Origin of the sequence: Bacteroides sp. RTP21281st1_H5_RTP21281_210402, from assembly GCF_040918965.1 — a bacterium.
Lineage (GTDB): Bacteria > Bacteroidota > Bacteroidia > Bacteroidales > Bacteroidaceae > Bacteroides > Bacteroides congonensis.
Map to the genome: position 1 here is coordinate 794109 of NZ_JBCOWR010000001.1, position 20465 is coordinate 814573.

Here is a 20465-nt window from a genome sequence, read left to right on the forward strand (position 1 = left end):
ATATAATTGTTAATTATGCTTGTGAATATGTATTTCATATAAAAATAGTTTCTACATTTGCGACCGTTATGATGAAGTACATATTCTGTATATTATTAGGTATGTTTCTTAGTTGGGGATTCCATCTGATTTCCAACGAAGAACAGGAAGCATATCGGTTAGAAACCGGTAGCACCGGCATACGAACTTGCACCAATTCATATTATTCCAAAGCCAAGACTAGTATAAAACAACTCGGAAAAGAGAAAAAGCTCATCAAAGCAAAAGAAAATACAGGAAAACAAGACTATAATGACAGTGACGGTGTCTTAAATCCATTCTCTTTCCGGCATTTCTCTCTTTCCAAGTTACTCAGGTTCAATATCCCTTCCGGCACTATCCGGATATTAAGTTCTTTAAAGATTCAACTTCCCAAGAACCAATGGACAGGTTTCTCATATTACACTAATTTTATCAAATATTCTGATAGATATCACATCTATACATTAGGGCACATACTCATTTAGCGATTTTATATACTTTTCCGACATAGAGATTCATCTTTTCTATGTCTCACTTTTTGTTTTCATTTTTTCTTTTAATAACAACCAAAGTATATAAAATGGACTTTTTACTGGATTTTATACTCCATATCGACCAGTATATGGTCATGATTGTGCGTGATTATCATGCATGGGCTTATGCTATCTTATTCATTATAATCTTCTGTGAAACGGGATTAGTGGTCACTCCTTTTCTGCCGGGTGACTCTTTACTCTTCGTTGCAGGAGCTATCTCTGCGTTACCGGATATGCCAATCAACATACATATACTTGTCATCATATTATTTGCTGCTGCCGTATTAGGCGATTCATGCAATTATATGATCGGGCATTTCTTCGGTCGAAAGCTGTTCAATAATCCAAAATCCAAGATATTCAAGCAGAGCCATCTGGAGAAAACACATGAGTTTTACAAAAAATACGGTGGCAAAACCATTATCCTGGCACGCTTTATCCCCATAGTACGTACATTTGCCCCTTTCGTAGCAGGAATGGGAAAGATGAATTATTACTATTTTATGGTATATAATCTGGTCGGCGGTGCTATTTGGGTATCTATATTTTGCTATGCAGGGTATTTATTCGGCGATCTTCCGTTTGTGCAGGAAAATTTGAAACTGCTGATTGTGGCTATTATCTTTATATCCATACTACCTGCCATAATTGAGGTACTACGCGCCAAACTGAAATCTTAATCAGACCAAACTATAATCTGTATTCATTTGTTACTAATAGATATAGAGTAGAAAAAACAATTTAAAGTTTTTACACTTATGAAAAATTCTTTTTTTAGCCGGTTCACTCCAAAGGAACCGAAGTTTTTCCCATTACTGAAACAATTGTCAGAAGTACTTTCTACCTCATCTGCTGTTTTAGTAGAAAGTCTGCAACATGACCAACCGGCAGAACGCGCGGACTATTACAAAAAGATAAAAGATCTCGAACGGGAAGGAGACAGGCTTACACATCTGATTTTTGACGAATTAGGAACTACGTTCATCACTCCTTTCGACCGTGAAGATATCCACGACCTGGCTTCCTGTATGGATGATGTTATCGACGGAATAAACAGTTGTGCCAAACGAATCTCTATTTACAACCCTCGTCCTATTTCCGACAGCGGCAAAGAATTGAGCCGGCTGATTCAGGAAGAAGCCATATATATCTGTAAAGCTATGGATGAACTTGAAACTTTCCGCAAAAAACCAACTCTACTCCGGGAATATTGTTCCAAACTGCATGAGATTGAAAATCAAGCGGATGATGTCTATGAGTTCTTTATCACCAAGCTCTTCGAAGAAGAAAAAGATTGTATCGAACTAATCAAAATTAAAGAAATCATGCATGAACTTGAAAAGACCACCGACGCTGCCGAGCATGTAGGCAAGATTTTAAAGAGCCTGATTGTAAAATACGCATAAAAACAAGCCGGAACACATGGAATTATTAGTGACTATTATTATTCTGGCTCTGATATTCGACTATATCAACGGCTTTCACGATGCGGCAAATTCAATTGCTACTATCGTATCCACCAGAGTTCTAACCCCTTTCCAGGCTGTATTATGGGCTGCTTTCTTCAACTTCGTCGCATTTTTTATCGCCAAATATATAATAGGTGGTTTCGGTATTGCAAATACAGTATCAAAGACTGTAGTAGAGCAGTATATCACTTTACCGATTATATTGGCAGGAGTTATCGCTGCGATCACCTGGAACTTAATTACATGGTGGAAAGGTATCCCCTCTTCCTCTTCGCATACCCTTATCGGTGGATTTGCCGGAGCTGCCATCATGGCAAACGGATTTGAAGCTATCCAGCTTAATATCATCTTGAAAATTGCAGCCTTCATCTTTCTAGCTCCCTTTATCGGTATGGTTATAGCATTCGGATTCACATTATTTGTCCTTTATATCTGCCGACGCGCACATCCTCATACAGCCGAGCAATGGTTCAAAAGGTTACAACTTGTATCCTCTGCCCTTTTCAGTGTAGGGCATGGTCTGAACGACTCTCAAAAAGTAATGGGTATCATTGCCGCCGCCATGATAGCCGCCCATTCGATGGGGTTGGGCATGGGCATAAACAGTATCAATGACCTTCCCGACTGGGTTGCCTTCTCCTGTTTTACTGCCATCTCACTCGGAACAATGTCCGGCGGCTGGAAAATAGTGAAAACAATGGGTACAAGAATCACCAAAGTCACTCCACTGGAAGGAGTGATTGCCGAAACAGCAGGGGCTTTTACTCTCTACATCACCGAAATGCTGAAAATCCCTGTGAGTACTACGCATACCATCACGGGAGCAATCATCGGAGTAGGTGCAACCAAACGCCTCTCCGCTGTTCGTTGGGGAGTTACCAAGAGCCTGATGATCGCCTGGATTCTCACGATTCCGGTCAGCGGACTTTTAGCGGCTGGCATCTATTCTATTGTTTCCTTGTTTTTGTAAATGGAATTCGATACATAATTATAGAAAAACTGAATAATAGCCGATATGAAATAAAAAGAGCTGAAAGTCAATGTCTTTCAGCTCTTTCCTATATATAACCGTTTATCTACAGTATTTATTTCACTTCCTCAAAATCAACATTATCTCAGTATGAGCAACTTGCGTACACGTGTTGCAATTATATCGCAAATCCGAAAATAAGCATCCAGAAGCAACCACCGCTCTTGACTGCAAAAGTACGATTTTTATTCATAAATAAAGAGATGTAAACGCATAAAAATCAAAAGTCTGTGTCAATTTTAACAGAATCTCCACTTTTATCCTTATCTTTGTACATAATATTGGGGAGTTGTACCCTAACAATTATAAGGAAACGATGCAAATTCAAAACAATACATTGATAGCGGAATGCTCGGCTTACGATTTCAAGGAAATGCTGGAACGTAAGAAGGTGAAGTCATGGCTTAAATCTGTATCGGCTTTTGCCAATACGGATGGTGGCAGTTTGTTCTATGGAGTGAACGATAATGGAGTGATTGTAGGTTTAGAGAATCCACAAGCCGATGCCGACTTTATCAGCGAAATGATAAAGGCAAGACTTGACCCTGTTCCGGAAGTTCAACTTATTCCGATAGAACACGAAGGGCACTCTTTGCTTGAAGTGAAAGTAAAGGCAGGAACGCTTACACCTTATTACTATTATCAGGACGGAACACGTACCGCATATGTACGGGTTGGCAATGAAAGCGTGGAGTGTAATTCACAACAACTTCTTTCGTTGGTATTGAAAGGTACACACATGACATGGGATTCTCTTCCTACACAAGTGGATGCCAGCAAGCACTCATTTATTATTCTCGCCAATACTTTCCGTGAGCAAACCCATCAGGAATGGAATGACAAGTATCTGGAATCATTCGGTCTGGTTACTCCTGACGGTAAACTAACCAATGCCGGATTATTGTTCGTGGATAATTGCACCGTATTCCAATCGCGTATCTTCTGCACCCGTTGGACCGGACTTTATAAAGATGATGCCATCAGTTCCGTAGAACATCGGGCTAACCTAGTATTGCTATTGAAATACGGCATGGACTTCATCAAGAACTACACCATGAGCGGATGGGTGAAGATGCCGAACTATCGTCTGAATCTCCCCGACTATTCCGACCGTGCAATCTTTGAAGGGTTGGTAAACCATCTTATCCATAGAGATTATACGGTAATGGGTGGCGAAGTACATATTGACATTTACGATGACCGAGTGGAACTGGTATCGCCCGGTGCCATGCTTGACGGTACACAAATTCAAGACCGTGACATATACAAAGTGCCGTCCATGCGCCGCAATCCCGTCATTGCGGATGTGTTCACACAGCTGGACTATATGGAGAAACGAGGTTCCGGCTTACGCAAAATGCGAGAATTGACGGAAAAACTACCCAACTTCCTGCAAGGAAAAGAACCGCAATATCAAACGGAAGCGACTTCTTTCTATACCACGTTCTATAACCTGAACTGGGACGAGAACGGAAGAATTCCTGTGGAAGAAGTAGCCAACAGGGTAAATAGTACCCTCGAAAAGTACCCTGTAAACGAAGAAAGTTCGGTGAAAAAGTACCCTGTAAACGAAAATAGTACCCCCAAAAAGTACCCTGTAAAAAGGAATACTAACAAACCTGTTGGTAGAACGGCTCAGCGTATAATAGATATGGTTATATCTAACCCGATGATAACTCGTGAAAAAATGGCAGATGAATTGGGTATCTCTTTAGATGGTGTCAAGAAACAGATAAAAAACCTTCGAGACAGAGGGATTCTTACGCATGAAGGTTCGGATAAAGCTGGCTATTGGCGCATTATTGTCAAACCATAAACAAGAATAGGATTATGGCGATATTCATATTAGTCTTTACCTTGCTTATAGCTTTCTTAGCCATAGCCTTATTACTAGGCATAGCCCCAATAAGTTCAAAAGCCAAATACAGAACAATGTATGTGGGCGCAACCCTTATGATTCTGATAGCTTTTATGACCTGCGATTATATCGACATACAAACTGACATGACAGCTAAAATAAGGTTTCATGCAGTATTGGCTTTAGATATTGCAGTCGGATATTTTTGCATTGCTGTAGCTTATATGGAAAAGTATAACACTGTAAAACGTAAGAATCAAAAATTAGAGGAAGCCCTAACGGCAAAAGAACAGGAAAAGGTTTCCATTCTTTTGGAACATCAAAATGAAAAACAACAAGTCCTTCTGCAAGGAGAGCTTGAATGGCTGGCAGGGAAAATAAAGATATTTACCGAGGAAGAGCAAAAAGCAATTCTTGCCAGTACGTTATCGTTTGCCCAACATGACTTTATACTACCTCCTTCCATAAAAATCCAACCCAACGAAACATGCAGTCAGCAAGAACTTATGTACTACGTTTGCTCTACATTTTTCAATATGGGTAAGAAGCGTAATGACATTGTAAGTTTCTTGATTCAAGTCTTTCCACTCTATTTCCCTGCTGGAGAAAGCGTATTAGCCAAAAAGATGCCGGGGATGGATAAGGTAAAAGAGAGAAGGGAGAAAGAAGAACAAACAAGATTATGAGTATAAATAAAGAAACAATCATATCAGCTATTATTGACGTTTGCAAAGCCATGGGGTTAGACTATATAACCAAAGTAAGGTCTGCCACCTGGAATGCAGATATAGTTGTAGAACATAAAACATACAAAGTGGCTTTCAACGTGTGTAAATGTCCTCGCAATGTAGAAGTTGCATACAAAGCTATGCGTAAGGAGCGTGTTTGCGGATGTTGGTTACTATTGCCAACTAGAAACTCATCTTATCAAGAACAGAGTCTTCCATGTTTTAACCTTATATCCAAAACAGATAAGGAAATGGTATGTCTCAATTCAAAGTTGGATGATAACTCCACTAATCAAATTGAGTTATTTTCGTTCCTTCATTCCATTATTGATGGCAAGATAAAGTTTGCGGAACAAGCAGAAATCAACAAAGTAGAATTATGCTTCTATAAAAACAGATGTTGGAAGTGTCATAGAGAAAATGATGTATATTTCGTCAATCGCCTCTTTTCACAAAAAGGCGTGGTGATTGATGGACAGAATTTAATGATAGATGAAGACCTCACATTCAACCCCTCTATCATCAAGGGATTTAAGAGGTATATACAAGAACATCCGTCAGAAACATTCATTATGGGTGATATAAAACCAAGATATAGCAAAACGATTGGCGGAGCATATCCTTCATTCGGCTGTGTTCAATGTGATAGTATCTTTGGGAACTTCTATCTTCAAGAGAATATGATAGAACTCATATACTGCACAGACAGCTTACGCAAAACTATTATCACCCTCGATGAACCTATAAAAGTATCCGTTCATTGCTGGTATAAGGTAAATAGATGACATACAATAAATTAAATATTAGTCAGAATGAATATAATTAGCATATATAACCAATTAAAGAGTAGTTATAAAAACTACATCGGAAGTTTTGTCTCTATAAAAGATGAACGGATAAAGCAAAAGGTCTGTGAAGCGATTCAGGATGAGAAATTATGGCCTAAGGCTTTAATTCAATTCAATCCAAACTTTGCCCAAGGTATTGGCGTTTCTCAATTGATAGAAAGGGGGCTTCCTATTCATAGTGATTTGGAACAATTTTTTAAGACTCCTTTTTATAAACATCAGCAAGAAGCAATCGAATTGGGATGTCAAAACAAAGAGTTTATTGTCACCTCCGGTACGGGTTCCGGCAAATCGCGTACTTTTATGGCTACCATCTTTAACTATGTCTTACAACATCAAGAAGATTGCATTGAGAAGACAATAGCCATCATTGTGTACCCGATGAATGCTTTGATTAACTCACAGGCAGAAGAATTAGGTCGTTATCAGCAACAATATGAAGAAACAACAGGAAAAAAATGTCCCTTTACTTTCGGAAAATATACAGGACAAGAAGACTCGCAGGCTCGTGAACGGATGCAACAAACGCCTCCTAACATCATATTGACTAACTATATGATGCTGGAGTTATTGATGACTCGTGCAGGCGACGAGAAACATCTTAGAGATTGTTTCCTTGAAAATTTGCATTATCTCGTATTTGATGAACTGCACACTTATCGTGGTATGCAAGGAAGTGATGTGTCATTTTTGATTCGTCGCATTAAAGCACAAGCAAAAGGTGAGGTACTGTGTTTTGGTACATCTGCGACTATGGTGGCAGATGACAAACTTTCTTACAAAGAACAACGCCAAAAGGTTGCAGATGTGGCTTCTTGCATTTTTGGTAGCACATATGATTCAAGTCAAGTAGTAGACGAAACCTTAAAGGCCGGCTTAACAAATCCACATTACACTAAATCTGATTTGGTTGCGGCAATCAATGCGCCTATACCATCTGAACTGAACGCCACTTTGATTCAGGATTTTCCCACGACAAACTGGATTGAGCAGAACGTAGCATTGCGTTATGACGTTGAAGAACGGAAATATTTCAGAGGAACGCCATGTTCTATTGAAAATATTGCAGAAAAATTATTCCACGATATAGACGGGACTATATCGCAAGAAAAGTGTTTTTCCCATATCATAGGTGTTCTGAATTGGTGTAATGAAGTAAACGTCAATCATGGTACCAATCTTTTGCCTTATAAAATTCACCAGTTTATTCCCCAAACCGGTAATGTTTATGCTACTTTAGGAAATCCAAGGGATAGATATATCACTGTAGAGGAAAAATTATATTGTGAAGAGTTGTCAAATGAAAGTAGCAAGGTAATGTATTATCCCATCATGTTCAGCCGTCTTAGCGGACATGAACTATATTCGGTTAAAATTAGTAACGGGACACTTTCACCTCGCAATTTCGATGAACGAAATGATTCTGACGAAGAAGAGCAGGAACAATCCGTTGATAATGGATATATTATTGTGCCTCACGACAATGAATGTATAGACGACCTCCTGCTTGACCCCAATTCGGATGACATACCAGAAGATTGGTATAAGTTAGATAGACAAGGAAATCGTAAATTCAAGAAAACATACTCAAATCGATTCCCTAAGAAAATATATTTCAATGTATTTGGGCAATTGTCTGAAACTGAAGATATGCTTGAAAATTCAATCGAGGGTGTCTACATACCAAGTCCACTGAAGTATGATCCGACGGCCAAGGCCATTTTCTCGGGTTCCAGTAAAGAATGGTCAAAACTTTCAAAAATTGGCAGTGAAGGTAGAAGTACGGCCACTACAGTGCTTTCTTATGAGAATATTATTAAAATGAATAATGCCGGAGTCGATTCAGCTGACAGGAAAGTTATGACCTTTGTGGATGCTCGTCAAGATGCTGCGCTTCAAGCCGGACACTTTAACGACTTTATACGCATTGGAAAAATCCGTTCTGCAATATGGAATGCAGTAAAAAACTCTGAAGATCCTGTTGGTAGTGATAAAATCGCTCGACTTGTATTCAAACATCTTAACCTTTCTCACGAAGACTACTTCCGTTATCCAAACTGGAGTGGTGGTCGTGCAAAGAAAGTGGAAAGTGTCATGGAGAGATATTTGGGCACTATCATTTTTGATGATTTGGCTGGAAACTGGCAAGTTAATATGCCCAATTTGGAAGATTGTGCTTTACTGAAAATTAACTACGAATTTCTTCATGATGAGATAACGGGTGAAAATGGCAGCGAACGTTTGTATGACATACCTCAATTAGAGGGTTTGTCCGATGAGAGCAAAGAACGTTTCATCGTTCAGATATTGGACTATATGCGTCATAAACTGTGTATCTATTCTGATGAAAGAACGGAAGAAGCAGCAAGGGATACAGAAAAACAGGTTCGAGAGAATCTTAAAAGTCCATGGACGTTGGATGACAATGATAAAATTGCGTCCGCTCACGCTTTGTGTTTTGTAAAGCCACAAAACAAGCGAAAGTCATACGGTAAGGAGGTTGCCGGTTATCGCTCTAAACTTGCTTATTTTGTTCGTGATTTTCTAAATGCAAACGGAAGTGCTGTGACAATCAACTCTGCCGAAGAATATGTCGCTTATATGCAGTCATTATTTGCCGCACTAGGTAATTATATTCAAGAAAATGACGGTGCTTATCAGTTGTACTATTCCTGCATTTTGTGGGAGAAAGGCGATGAAAAGAATATTCGAGCCGACCTCATCAAAATTAGGACAATAGGCGATGAAATTGTATATACTCCGAATAAGTATTTTCAAGAGTTTTACAAACAGATCCCTATGGCGAACGTGAAATTGGAAGCCAAAGACCATACCGGACAGGTATCTAAATCAGAGCGTGAAGAACGTGAACGACAGTTCCGTAACGGTGAATTTCCAGTACTTTATTGCTCTCCTACAATGGAGTTAGGTATCGACATCAAAGATCTGTCTATTGTCGGTATGCGCAATGTGCCTCCTACGCCGGCAAACTATACACAGCGTGCCGGACGTGCTGGACGTAGCGGTCAGGCGGCTTTGATCTACACATACTGCCGTCCCCGTAACTCCCACGAGAATTACTATCTTCGTCATCCAGAGAAAATGGTAAGTGGTGAGGTAAAGGCTCCGCGTATGGAATTGGTCAACGAAGAGTTGTTCTCTACACATTTTCATTCTACGATACTTTCAATATGCCCTATTCTTCAGTTGTCTAATGGCATTGCAGACCTTGTTGATTATAGTAATGCTAATGCAATTACCTTAAAGCAGGAAGTCGTACACCATCTTCAACTTTCCGATGAGCGAAAAACTGAGATTAAACAGATTTTTAAGCAGGTGATTGCAGACCAATATCTGTCAAACAGAATTTCTAATGAATTGCCATATTGGTTTACGAATAGTTGGATGGATAACATACTCAACAACTATCTGGCTGATTTCGATAAGGCATTGAATCGCTGGCGTAGCTTATATAAATTGGCGCAACAACAAATTGAAGAAGCGCAGACTATTCTCCGGAACAATGTGTACGGAGAAAATTCCAACGAGAAAAAGGAGGCCCTGCTAAAAGAAAAACGTGGTATAGAACTTCGTGATATGTTGCTTGGTCAAAATCAAGGTAAAAATGCAGAGGAAAATGAGTTTTATCCATACCGTTACTTTGCAAGTGAGGGCTTTTTACCCGGTTATAACTTCACGAAACTTCCTCAACGTGCTCTTTTACAATATAAGAATAGTGACAAGGTTGAGTATTTGAGTCGTGCCAAATCATTAGCATTAACTGAGTTCGGTCCGCAGAATATCATCTACAATAATGGAGGGAAATTCCGTATCTCACGTATGATGCTCACAGGTGACCCGACTCCAAATAAATTCTTCTATAATCCCAAGACAGGAGTAATCTATAAAAATCAGGAAAATGCAGCCCACCATACCGATATTATCACAGGTGAAAGTCTCGATGGTATTTCAAGAATGATCCCCGGTTACTGCATCCAATCACAGGATATGGTGGCACAGGAAACAGAAAAAATCACTTGTCAGGAAGAAGAACGTAGCCGAAAGTTCTATCAACTAAAGACCTACTTTTCATCTGATGACACGCATGCAATGAGTATGTGCGAACTGAAGACTGGCAATGGTACCCATCTTGCCAATATACGATATATACCTTCATGCCGCCTGACTTACATCCTTGAATCCAAGAATGACAATAATGCAAACGGATTTGCATTCGACACAAAAACAGGTGACTGGATTAGTTCAGAGCGTATGACAATTTATGCACAAAAGCAGCAAGAACATCCGGAAGAACCCAGTCACATCAAGTATGTCAAGTTGTTTACGGAAACAACGGCCAATGCCATCTATATTCAGCCGCTTGAAGCTCTTGCGCTTGGAGACAAGGGAGCCGTGCGTACATTTCTCTATGCCTTTAAGCAGGCCATAGAAGATGTGTTCCAAATTGAGGGCAGCGAGATAGGTGCAGATGTGATGGGCGAAGAGAAAATCCCCAACGTACTCATCTATGAAAATGCGGAAGGTTCTTTAGGCGTTTTAAGTCGCCTCGTTGCTGAACCTGCCTCTTATCACGCCGTTGTAAAACGGGCCTATGAAATTTGCTATAAAAAATCATCACTGCTTTCTGATGAAGAGCGTGAGAAACTAATACCGGCAGACTATACAAATCTACTCAACTATTACAACCAGCCGTATCATCAACTTATCGATGTGCGTAAAATTTACAATACGCTTTGCATCATGATGAACGCTGATATAGAGGTACGTTCTGCCGGTCAGTACCAAAGTTACGATAAACAATACGAAGCTCTTGAAGCAGCCCGTGACCACAATAGTAGTACGGAGTACGAGTTTCTGAAATACCTTTATGAGCATAAACTCCGCCTGCCGGACAAGGCACAGCCTATGTTCCCGGAGCAGTATTACGTGCAGCCGGATTTCATGTATGGTGACAGAATTGTCATCTTCTGTGATGGTACGCCTCACGATTTGCCGGAAGTACAGGAAGATGACAGGAACAAGCGTGAAGTGCTTGAAGATGCCGGCTATATAGTGATAGCATGGCACTATGCTACACCTTTGGCAGATTTTGTGGCCGCACATTCTGATATATTTACACCCATAAGTTAATAGACATGGATTATAAGACAGGAACACTCGTTGAATTTCGCTCACGTCCCTGGGTGGTTCAGCAATCATCAGATAAAGACCTGCTTGTCATCAAGCCTCTTGGAGGTACTGATGCCGAGACCATTGGTTTATATAAACCTCTGTATGGCGATAAACTTGATTCTACGGTAAGCTCATACAATTTCCGCAAGCCATCACCGGAAGATGTGGGTGTAAACAGCTATCCTGAGGCCGCACGTATTCTTTACAATGCGTGCAGGCTCTCGTTTCGTGACGTGGCGGGGCCTTTCCAATGTTTGGGAAAACTTTCTTTTGAACCTCGTCCCTACCAAATGGTGCCGCTGATTCTTGCCCTCAAACATAAACTGATACGACTGCTTATCTCTGATGACGTTGGTATTGGCAAGACTTTGGAGTCATTACTAATAACCAAAGAATTGCTTGACCGCAGAGAGATACAGCGCTTCGCAGTCATCTGCTTGCCACATCTTTGTGAACAGTGGCAAAATGAGATACGGGATAAATTCGGTCTGGAAGCCGAAATCATCCGTTCCAGCACAATCAGTCGTTTGGAAAAGAATATGCGTGCCAATCAAAGTGTGTTCCGTGATATTCCATTCCAGATTATCTCTATTGACTACATCAAGTCTTCCGACCGTAAGCCCATGTTCTTGCAACATTGTCCCGAGTTCATCATTGTGGATGAAGCCCATACATGTGCCAAACCCAAGGGTGCGAACAAAGGGCAACAATTACGCCATTCCCTGCTCTCGGATTTGGCAAATACGGAACGCCACATTGTGCTTTTGACGGCTACACCTCATAGTGGAAACAGCGAAGAGTTTCAGTCTGTCATCGGTTTATTAAAGCCGGAATTCAGGAATTTCACTTTAGAGGATGCAAAGCAGCGTGAGGAACTGTCCCATTATTTCATTCAGCGTCGTCGAGCAGACGTAAAACCTTATGTAGGTGACGATATAATCTTTCCATCTCGTGTGCAGTTTGATGCCACTTATGCACTTAGCGAACAATACCATGCACTTTTGATGGATATTATAGACTATGTGCGTGAGGGAGTAAAGATAGCCCGTACCTTGGGCAAGGTGAAACAACGCTATATCTATTGGGATTTGTTGGCACTCATCCGAGGTGTCATGTCAAGTCCTGAAGCCGGCATTAGTATGTTACAGAACAAGATTGCCAAGCGTTCCAATGACTCTGAAGATGTTGCGGAAGATGAGGAAAAGACATACAAGTTCAATGATGCGCTGAAAGACGGGCTTCTTGGTGACGATGTACTCCCGGAATCATACGAAAAATCCTCCAACAGCGAAAAGACCAAGTTCCGTTCTTTTATTACACGGCTTCGTGAAATCAAGGAAAATAAGCAAGACAACAAAATAAGCGAGTTGGCAAAGAATGTGGAATTTGCATTAAACTCAAATTATAACCCTATTGTTTTCTGCCAATATATCCAGACAGCTGAATATTGTAAAGATTATATAACCAAATATTTGTCCTCTGATAAGAGATACAAGGACGTGGCCATAGAAGTCGTTACCAGCCGGCTTACGGATGAAGACCGGAAGATGAAAATTGACGAACTGTCAAGGTCACCTCGTCATGTCCTTGTATGTACCGATTGTCTATCAGAAGGAGTCAATCTTCAAACGGGATTTAACAGCATCATTCATTATGACCTACCGTGGAATCCCAACCGCATGGAGCAGCGTAACGGTCGTATCGACCGTTTTGGCCAAACTGAAAAAGAGGTGGCTATCTTCACCCTTTTTGATGAAGATACCAATCCGGTGGACAAGATTATCATGAAGGTGCTTTATCGCAAGCAGAACCAGATTCGCAAGTCTTTGGGCATCTATATCCCCATTGCAGACAATGATTCCTCACTGATGGAAAGCATTATGGAAGAGATTATCGTACTTGATACCAAAAAGAATCTCATCCATCAGCCTACACTATTTGACATGGATGAGTTCAAGGAAACAACCGAGGAGCACGACAAGCGTATTCAACGTGCGGTAGAAATTGAGAAGAAATCCCATACCTACTTTGCCCATAATACAAAAGCGATGGATCCGACCCGTTTGGTGGAAAGTCTGAATGAAGCCAAGAAGGTTATAGGTGACATCTATGATACGAGAGACTTTGTAATTGGTGAACTTCGCCATGCCGGTGTGAATGTAAAAACGGATAATATGCCTCTTTGTTATTCATTCCAGTTTGTCGAACTTGAAGAAAATCTAAAACCTTATTTCTTACGAGCATCTGACAAGAAGGGAATGGTACGCATTTCATTCACATCACCTACCCCCAAGAACTATATGTATATTGGTCGTAATCATGTTTTTGTGGAAGATCTCTCACGAGCAGTAGTCAATGATACCATCAACGGTGGCGATCTTGGAGCATGCCGTGGCATGGTGATTCAGACCGACAAGGTACAGACGGTAACAACGGTGCTCTTGATGCGTGTCCGTTCCGTAATTAGTGAAGCGAAACATAGCGACCGCCAACTCGTGGGCGAAGAAATGATATTCCTGGGTTATAAAGGAAAAGTAGAGAATCACGATTTCCTGCCGGAAGAAGAGTGTCGCAGTCTGTTCTTGGAGTCACAGGCCACGGGGGATATCGACCTCGTGACCCAGCGCAACACTTTCAAGCGACGTTTGGAATGGGTAGCTGACGAGACAACACTGCGCCGGCATACCGATGACATCGCTACCGAACGCGCCAACAATCTCGTTCGCTCGTTTGCGCAATATCGAACCTATCTTTCAGAAGCTGAGTATCAGGTGGTGAGACCGGTACTTCCGATGGATGTTATCGCAGCATTTGTCTATATGCCAAAAGTTCCTCAATTATAAATAAATTCACATGGATTATACATCAATACATATATATGGCCATCTCCTTTCCGATGACATCTTGCATGAGATAGAAACCGACTCATCCATGCAGGGAAATCGTGAGCAGGATTTCAATATAGATGTTTCACTCACGGCCAAAATTGACAATGCCTGGAGCAGTCTACGCAATGACTGGAAACTTTTCGCCGAGCGCAACACGCTTCGCGACCCATACGGCACAAAGTCCGTACGCCGTCTGATGGAACGGTTTTTCTCCAGTTTGGACTACCAACTGGATTATCAGCCTACTCAGATAGAGGCCAACGATCGCAAGTTTGACATTCCCTACATCTGTCCGGAACTTGGGCAGATGCCCGTCATCATCGTTGGCGACAAAACCGGTGACATCGAACTCGATACGATGGATAAGTGTACGCTTGACCAACGTGTAAAAGGTGAGCATCGTCAGAAATCGCCCCATGCCACCATGCTCGACTATCTCAACAGCACTGAACACATCTATGGCATTGTCACCAACGGGCAGGTACTTCGCCTGATTCGCAACACCGGACAGCTTGTCAAACTGACCTATATCGAATTTGACCTGCGGCGTATGGTCGAAGAAGACCACTATGCCGAGTTCTGCCTGCTATTCCACCTAATGCACACTTCACGATTCATCCATGGCGGCGACGATGCGTGCATTATGGAGCAATGGTTCAACCGTTCCATTGAGAGCGGCAACCGCATTCGTGCCGGGTTGAGTGATGCCGTCCAGAAAGCGATGGAGATATTGGGCCGTGCCGTTGTTTGCGGCAAGGGCGGTGGCAATGAAGCCTTTCGGCAGGCTGTGATGAATGGTGAGGCCAACTCCCAAATACTCAACAAGGAACTGATACACTTCATCTATCGCGTGTTGTTCCTCTTCATCATAGAAGACAGAAACTTGGTGTACCAAATTGGTGTCCCTGATAAAGATGCCGACTACGACCGAAAAGTACATTGTCAGGACATATACAAAAAGTTCTATGCAGTCTCACGTCTGCGTGGATTGTCAGAGTTACCCCACTTGCGTAGCAGCAGATACCATGACCTGTGGGAAGGACTGATGGACTCGTTTCACCTGTTTGAGGATGGTGCTTTCGGTGCGCCCCTTTGCATCAAGCCGCTTGGCGGCATTTTGTTCGACAAGGATACGCTCCACTACTTACGGTACTGTCGGATTACCAACAAGGAACTCCTCGAGGCCTTCGCATGTCTGAACGAGTTTAAGGACGAAAAACAGAACCGAGTGAAAATAAACTATTCTTCTCTTGATGTGGAGGAGTTTGGTTCTGTATATGAAGGCATTCTCGAAATGCGTGCCGTCATCACGCAGGGTACTTCTCTCACAAATTGGGACTTTACGTTTGGTGCTGGTTTGGATAGAAAGTCATCCAGTTCCTATTATACTCGCCCCGACCTTGTACAGAATTTGATTCGCACCACATTGGAACCGGTTATCAAAGGGCGCATTGCCCAATGCCAAACCACTGAAGAGAAAGTACGTTCCCTGCTCTCTATGAAAGTTTGCGATGCCGCCAGCGGTTCCGGTCATATTGTATTAGCTATGGCTCGTACACTGGCATGGTATATTTGTACCTTGCGTACAGGTGAGGACAATCCGGCTTCGCAGGACTACCGTGAAGCACTCCGTGAGGTCATTCAAAAGTGTATCTATGCAGTCGATTACAACCCTGATGCAGTGGAGTTATGCAAAGTCGTGCTTTGGATTGAAGGTTATTGTGCAGGTAAGCCGCTTTCATTCCTCGACCATCATGTGCGTTGCGGAAACTCTGTGATAGGTGTCACCAATCTCGACACATTGCTCAAAGGTGTGCCTAAAGAAGCTTTCTCTGCCAAGAATAAAGAAGCAAAGAAAAAGATTATAGACTTGAATAAGGAAGCTCTTAAAGATGTGGCTTTGGTTCAAGACGGCAAGTCGGCAGGATATGCGATGACATTGTTTAGCGGAGACATTGCCATACAGAGCATTGACGGCGAGCAGGTAGGTCTTGCCGGAAAAGTAAGAGAAATCAGTGCCCTTCCGGAAGAATCACTTTTGCAGGAACTTACCAAACAGTCTAAGTGGGAAGAACTGATGCAATCGCCACGTGTGGAATGTTTGCGGCGTGCTTGCGACATTTACACTTATAGTTTCTTCAAACAGTTCAAAGATGAAGATTTTATTTCTCAATTTGACGAAGAGACAAATATATTCACATCGCTTGACATTCCCTACACCCGTACCGTTTATAATGCGTTGCAAGAGATAAAGTATCTTGATTACACAGCCGAAGAAATGGAAGGTCTGCAAGTGCTTCCCGATTCGTTCAAACATGAAGTGAACGAAGTGGCACGTGCCAACCGCTTCTTCCACTGGTGCGTGGAGTTCCCCGAAGTGTTTGCCGATGGTGGTGGATTTGATGTGATGTGTGGCAATCCGCCTTGGGATAAATTGCAGATGGAAGATGGAAAGTGGTTTGTTGGAAAAGACAATTCTATCGTAAGTGCGGCTAATCAGGCTGCACGTGATAAACTAATCGCACAACTTGAAACAAGTAATCCAAATTTATTCAACGAATATTGTACTGTTAGAGAGTCTATTGCCAGCCAAACGCGGTATGTGAAGTATTCAGGTCGCTTTAATTTAACGAATCGAGGCAAAATAGAATTGTCTTCCTTATTTGCGGAAATATGCCTGGACTTCTCAAAAAAAGCATGGGGATTAGTTATACCGACCTCTATTGCTTTTGGAGACTCAACAAAGTACTTCTTTGAAAAACTGGTAACAGAGAATAGACTAATATCCCTTTATGATTTTGAAAATAGAGAAAAATTATTTGATATAGACAGTAGGTATAAATTCTGTCTTTTTACAGCTGGGCAACAACAGAGTAAGCCTCGTGAGGTGTCTGGTGGATTTTACTTAACTCGTTTGGACCATTTACTTGATCCCAATAGGATCTATAAACTAGAGACAGCAGACTTTACAAAACTGAATCCAAATACAAAAACATGTCCTGTCTTTAGAACTAGTAGAGATGCCGTACTTACAAAGAAATTATACAATATGGCACCTATTCTTGTAAATGAAGAAACAGGTGAAAATCCTTGGGATATTCGTTTGGCAACGCTTTTTAATATGGCAACTGCTTCCTCGCAGTTCAAAACAAGACAGCAACTGCTTGAAATGGGTGCGCAAGAGATAGGAGATAAATTTAATGCTAATGATATACTTTATGTGCCTTTGTATGAAGGAAAAATGATTTGGTTCTACAATCATCACTATGGTGAGTTTCCATTAGAAAATGTACAACGTCCCAATTCTATTCCGGCAACATCCATTGATACCTTAAAGAATCCGAACTCTGCTTTACGTCCATGGTATTGGGTAAAACAGGAGGATGTTCAAGCCAAACTGGTTAAAACAGATTCTAAGGGTAATATAACTTGGCAATGGAATCATAACTTCTATATAGCTTTTCGTGATGTAACAAACGCAACGAATGAGCGGACTTGCGTAGCAAGCCTTATGCCCAGCACCGTTGGTGCTGGGCATAAGGCCCCGCTCGTTTTCACTTCGCGGGGCCTTATCCCCAGTTGCGAATTTTTAGCCATGCTGTCTTCTCTAACATTCGACTTCATAGTTAAACAAAAAGTAGGTGGTTCAAGTATGGGATTCTTTATGATGAAGCAATTACCGTTCCTTACTCCGGAACAAATACAAGAATCAGGTTATGGACGTGATATTGTAGAACGTGTAGCCCGCCTCTGCTGGTTCAATCATGACCTTGACGGTTGGATGGAAGAACTACGTAAGGAATGTCCGAAAGATTATGATTTACCGGATGAGCCTGTGATATGGGACGAGGAAAAGCGTGCCATATGGCAAGCAGAGCTGGATGCCATATTCGCCCACCTTTACGGACTGAGCACAGAAGACCTTCGCTACATTCTCGATCCTGAAGATATATGCGGAAAGGGCTGCATCAACGAAACATTCCGCGTGCTAAAAGAGCGTGAAATCCGTGAATTAGGTGAATACCGTACCAAGCGCCTTGTGCTGGAAGCTTGGAACAAATTTGGATTTGATAACTGATTGAAGATTTATGCTGAGTAAAAAAGACATAGAAGAACTGGCTACAGGTGCAGTAAAACGTTATTTCAACACTTGTAACTTAATCTCGCCCCAAATTCAGGAGAATGATAAAACTCCTGATTGGGATGGAGAACTCAACCTATATGAAACTAAAAAAGATATTAGGAAAAATTATATAGGAAGTCTTCGGATTCAGGTAAAAGGAAAAGAGGTTTCAAAATTCAAGACCAAAGAGACATTTCCTATCGAGACCATATTTTTAAGAAACGCAAAGAACGAAGGATTTGTGTTCTTTGTTGTAGAAGTTATGCCCAATGGCGATAACAAGATATTCTACAAGAAGATGGCTCCTATTGAGATACGAGGACTGCTTGCTACTATAAACAAACAGCAAAAGACCAGAAGTATGCCATTTGAGCCACTAAGCATGGATAAATCTTGGACTGAGGCCGAATTAAAAGCTTTTTTATCAGATTGTATCAAACAGAAAAGTTTTGCTTCAAAAAATCCGTTTAGCATTGAAGATGTCAAAAATGTCCATGATTACCAATGGGGATTTACTTTTCAAGGGAAGAAAAATAATCTACTGAAAGACTTTCTTGGAGGATTTAAATCCTTCCTGTATCTAAAAACAAAGGAAGATGTTGAAATACCTATAGGAAATGGTCTGATGAATATATTCATGCCTGAGTTGACCATCAAAAAAGAAGAAAGTGTTTATATCGGGAATGATATTGTTGCCTCAAATTATGTTTTAACCTATACAAAGGAGAGCGTATCTTATAAACTAGAAAACTTATTCCTTCTTAAATCCGAACAGAAACCACCATCGACCAAACGTATAAGTACATTAGAAATACTTGCTGATACTACAGATGAACAGATAAAAGCTTATGAAGTTTATAAGCTACTTATAGAATATGGAAGTATAAAGTTTGGAGATACAGAAATAACAATTAATGCGTCTAATAAAAATGTTCTTTTATCAACGATAAATAAGCAGTTATCAAATCTCAGTATTCATCAAGCAGTCCTTAATGCTTTAAACATAACGACTCCGATAAATTATAAGGTGTTTACGGAAAAGGACGATTTTTCTATGCACCAATTGTATAAAGCTTTTATCGAGAACAAGGCTATTGGACTTACAAACCCACAAGGTATATTTAAGATAAGCATTGCAAATATAAATGTGCTTTTAGTATGCCAAAGTGACAATAGAGGAAAGTTTTATTTAGACAATGCTTTTACATCATCTATCGAAGTAATACAGAATAATGATGTTACCCCGTTTCGAGTACCGATATTCTCGTTCTTAGAACAAAATGGATATGTACTCTTTGATAACATTCCGTATGATAGAATTGTAGAAGCATACAATGAGTGCTATATAAAAGATTCTCGTGTACTTATACAGGCAAACTTGGATTTACTTCACATACTAAAGGCTTATGATGAATTAAAATTGTCAGGCAAATTAGAGAAGAGTAAGTTTATAATCGGAGTTGCCCAATCGTTAGCGGAATGGCTTTTGGAAAATGAACGTGATAACTCAATGATAGCAATACATCAATTAAATATTTTGCAAATAATTAAACGACAGCGAACATTTACCGAAGACGAAGTTAACTTATTGCTTCAACTGTCTCAAAACGATTCTGATATGGTAAAAGCAGGGGCTTTTTTACTGTTAGACAAGTTGGATGTAGCTCAGTTCGTAATTCAACAATTTCCAGAAGATGTGAAGGCTCGTTTTATGAACTTTCCTATAGCTATTTTTGCTAAAGTTCCTAATTGTTGCAACAATTAGATAATG

The 20465-nt window shown here is 40.9% G+C and carries 11 protein-coding genes; all 11 read left to right on the plus strand.

Going from position 1 to position 20465, the window contains the following annotated elements; all coding sequences use genetic code 11:
* Positions 1–68: 68 nt before the first annotated feature.
* The 11 genes from AB5443_RS03145 (at position 69) to AB5443_RS03195 (ending at position 20459) form a co-directional block, all read left to right on the plus strand.
* On the plus strand, positions 69–506 hold the full coding sequence (locus AB5443_RS03145; protein WP_022136861.1) for a hypothetical protein: 438 nt from the start codon (positions 69–71) through the stop codon (positions 504–506).
* A gap of 95 nt (positions 507–601) precedes the next feature.
* Entirely contained in the window at positions 602–1237 is a 636-nt protein-coding gene (locus tag AB5443_RS03150) for a DedA family protein (RefSeq protein WP_022136862.1), read from the plus strand.
* Positions 1238–1315: 78 nt separating this feature from the next.
* Positions 1316–1963: a DUF47 domain-containing protein gene (locus AB5443_RS03155; protein WP_022136863.1), complete on the plus strand. Its 648-nt coding sequence runs from the start codon at positions 1316–1318 to the stop codon at positions 1961–1963.
* Between the two features lie 16 nt (positions 1964–1979).
* Positions 1980–2996, plus strand: coding sequence for an inorganic phosphate transporter (locus AB5443_RS03160; protein ID WP_022136864.1), 1017 nt, complete (start codon positions 1980–1982; stop codon positions 2994–2996).
* A gap of 376 nt (positions 2997–3372) precedes the next feature.
* Positions 3373–4872, plus strand: coding sequence for an RNA-binding domain-containing protein (locus AB5443_RS03165; RefSeq protein WP_007845336.1), 1500 nt, complete (start codon positions 3373–3375; stop codon positions 4870–4872).
* Between the two features lie 14 nt (positions 4873–4886).
* Positions 4887–5600, plus strand: coding sequence for a hypothetical protein (locus tag AB5443_RS03170; protein ID WP_277134812.1), 714 nt, complete (start codon positions 4887–4889; stop codon positions 5598–5600).
* Entirely contained in the window at positions 5597–6427 is an 831-nt protein-coding gene (locus AB5443_RS03175; RefSeq protein ID WP_277134811.1) for a hypothetical protein, read from the plus strand. The genes AB5443_RS03170 and AB5443_RS03175 overlap by 4 nt, the downstream gene beginning before the upstream one ends.
* Before the next feature lie 27 nt (positions 6428–6454).
* Positions 6455–11641 carry a DEAD/DEAH box helicase gene (locus AB5443_RS03180; protein ID WP_283139986.1) on the plus strand — a complete coding sequence of 1729 codons (5187 nt, stop codon included), beginning with the start codon at positions 6455–6457 and terminating at the stop codon, positions 11639–11641.
* Positions 11642–11646: 5 nt separating this feature from the next.
* Entirely contained in the window at positions 11647–14526 is a 2880-nt protein-coding gene (locus tag AB5443_RS03185) for a helicase-related protein (RefSeq protein ID WP_277134809.1), read from the plus strand.
* Positions 14527–14536: 10 nt separating this feature from the next.
* Positions 14537–18649, plus strand: a complete 4113-nt coding sequence (locus AB5443_RS03190; protein ID WP_368113238.1) for a restriction endonuclease — start codon at positions 14537–14539, stop codon at positions 18647–18649.
* A gap of 10 nt (positions 18650–18659) precedes the next feature.
* Positions 18660–20459, plus strand: a complete 1800-nt coding sequence (locus AB5443_RS03195) for a hypothetical protein (RefSeq protein WP_227211374.1) — start codon at positions 18660–18662, stop codon at positions 20457–20459.
* Positions 20460–20465 lie beyond the last annotated feature (6 nt).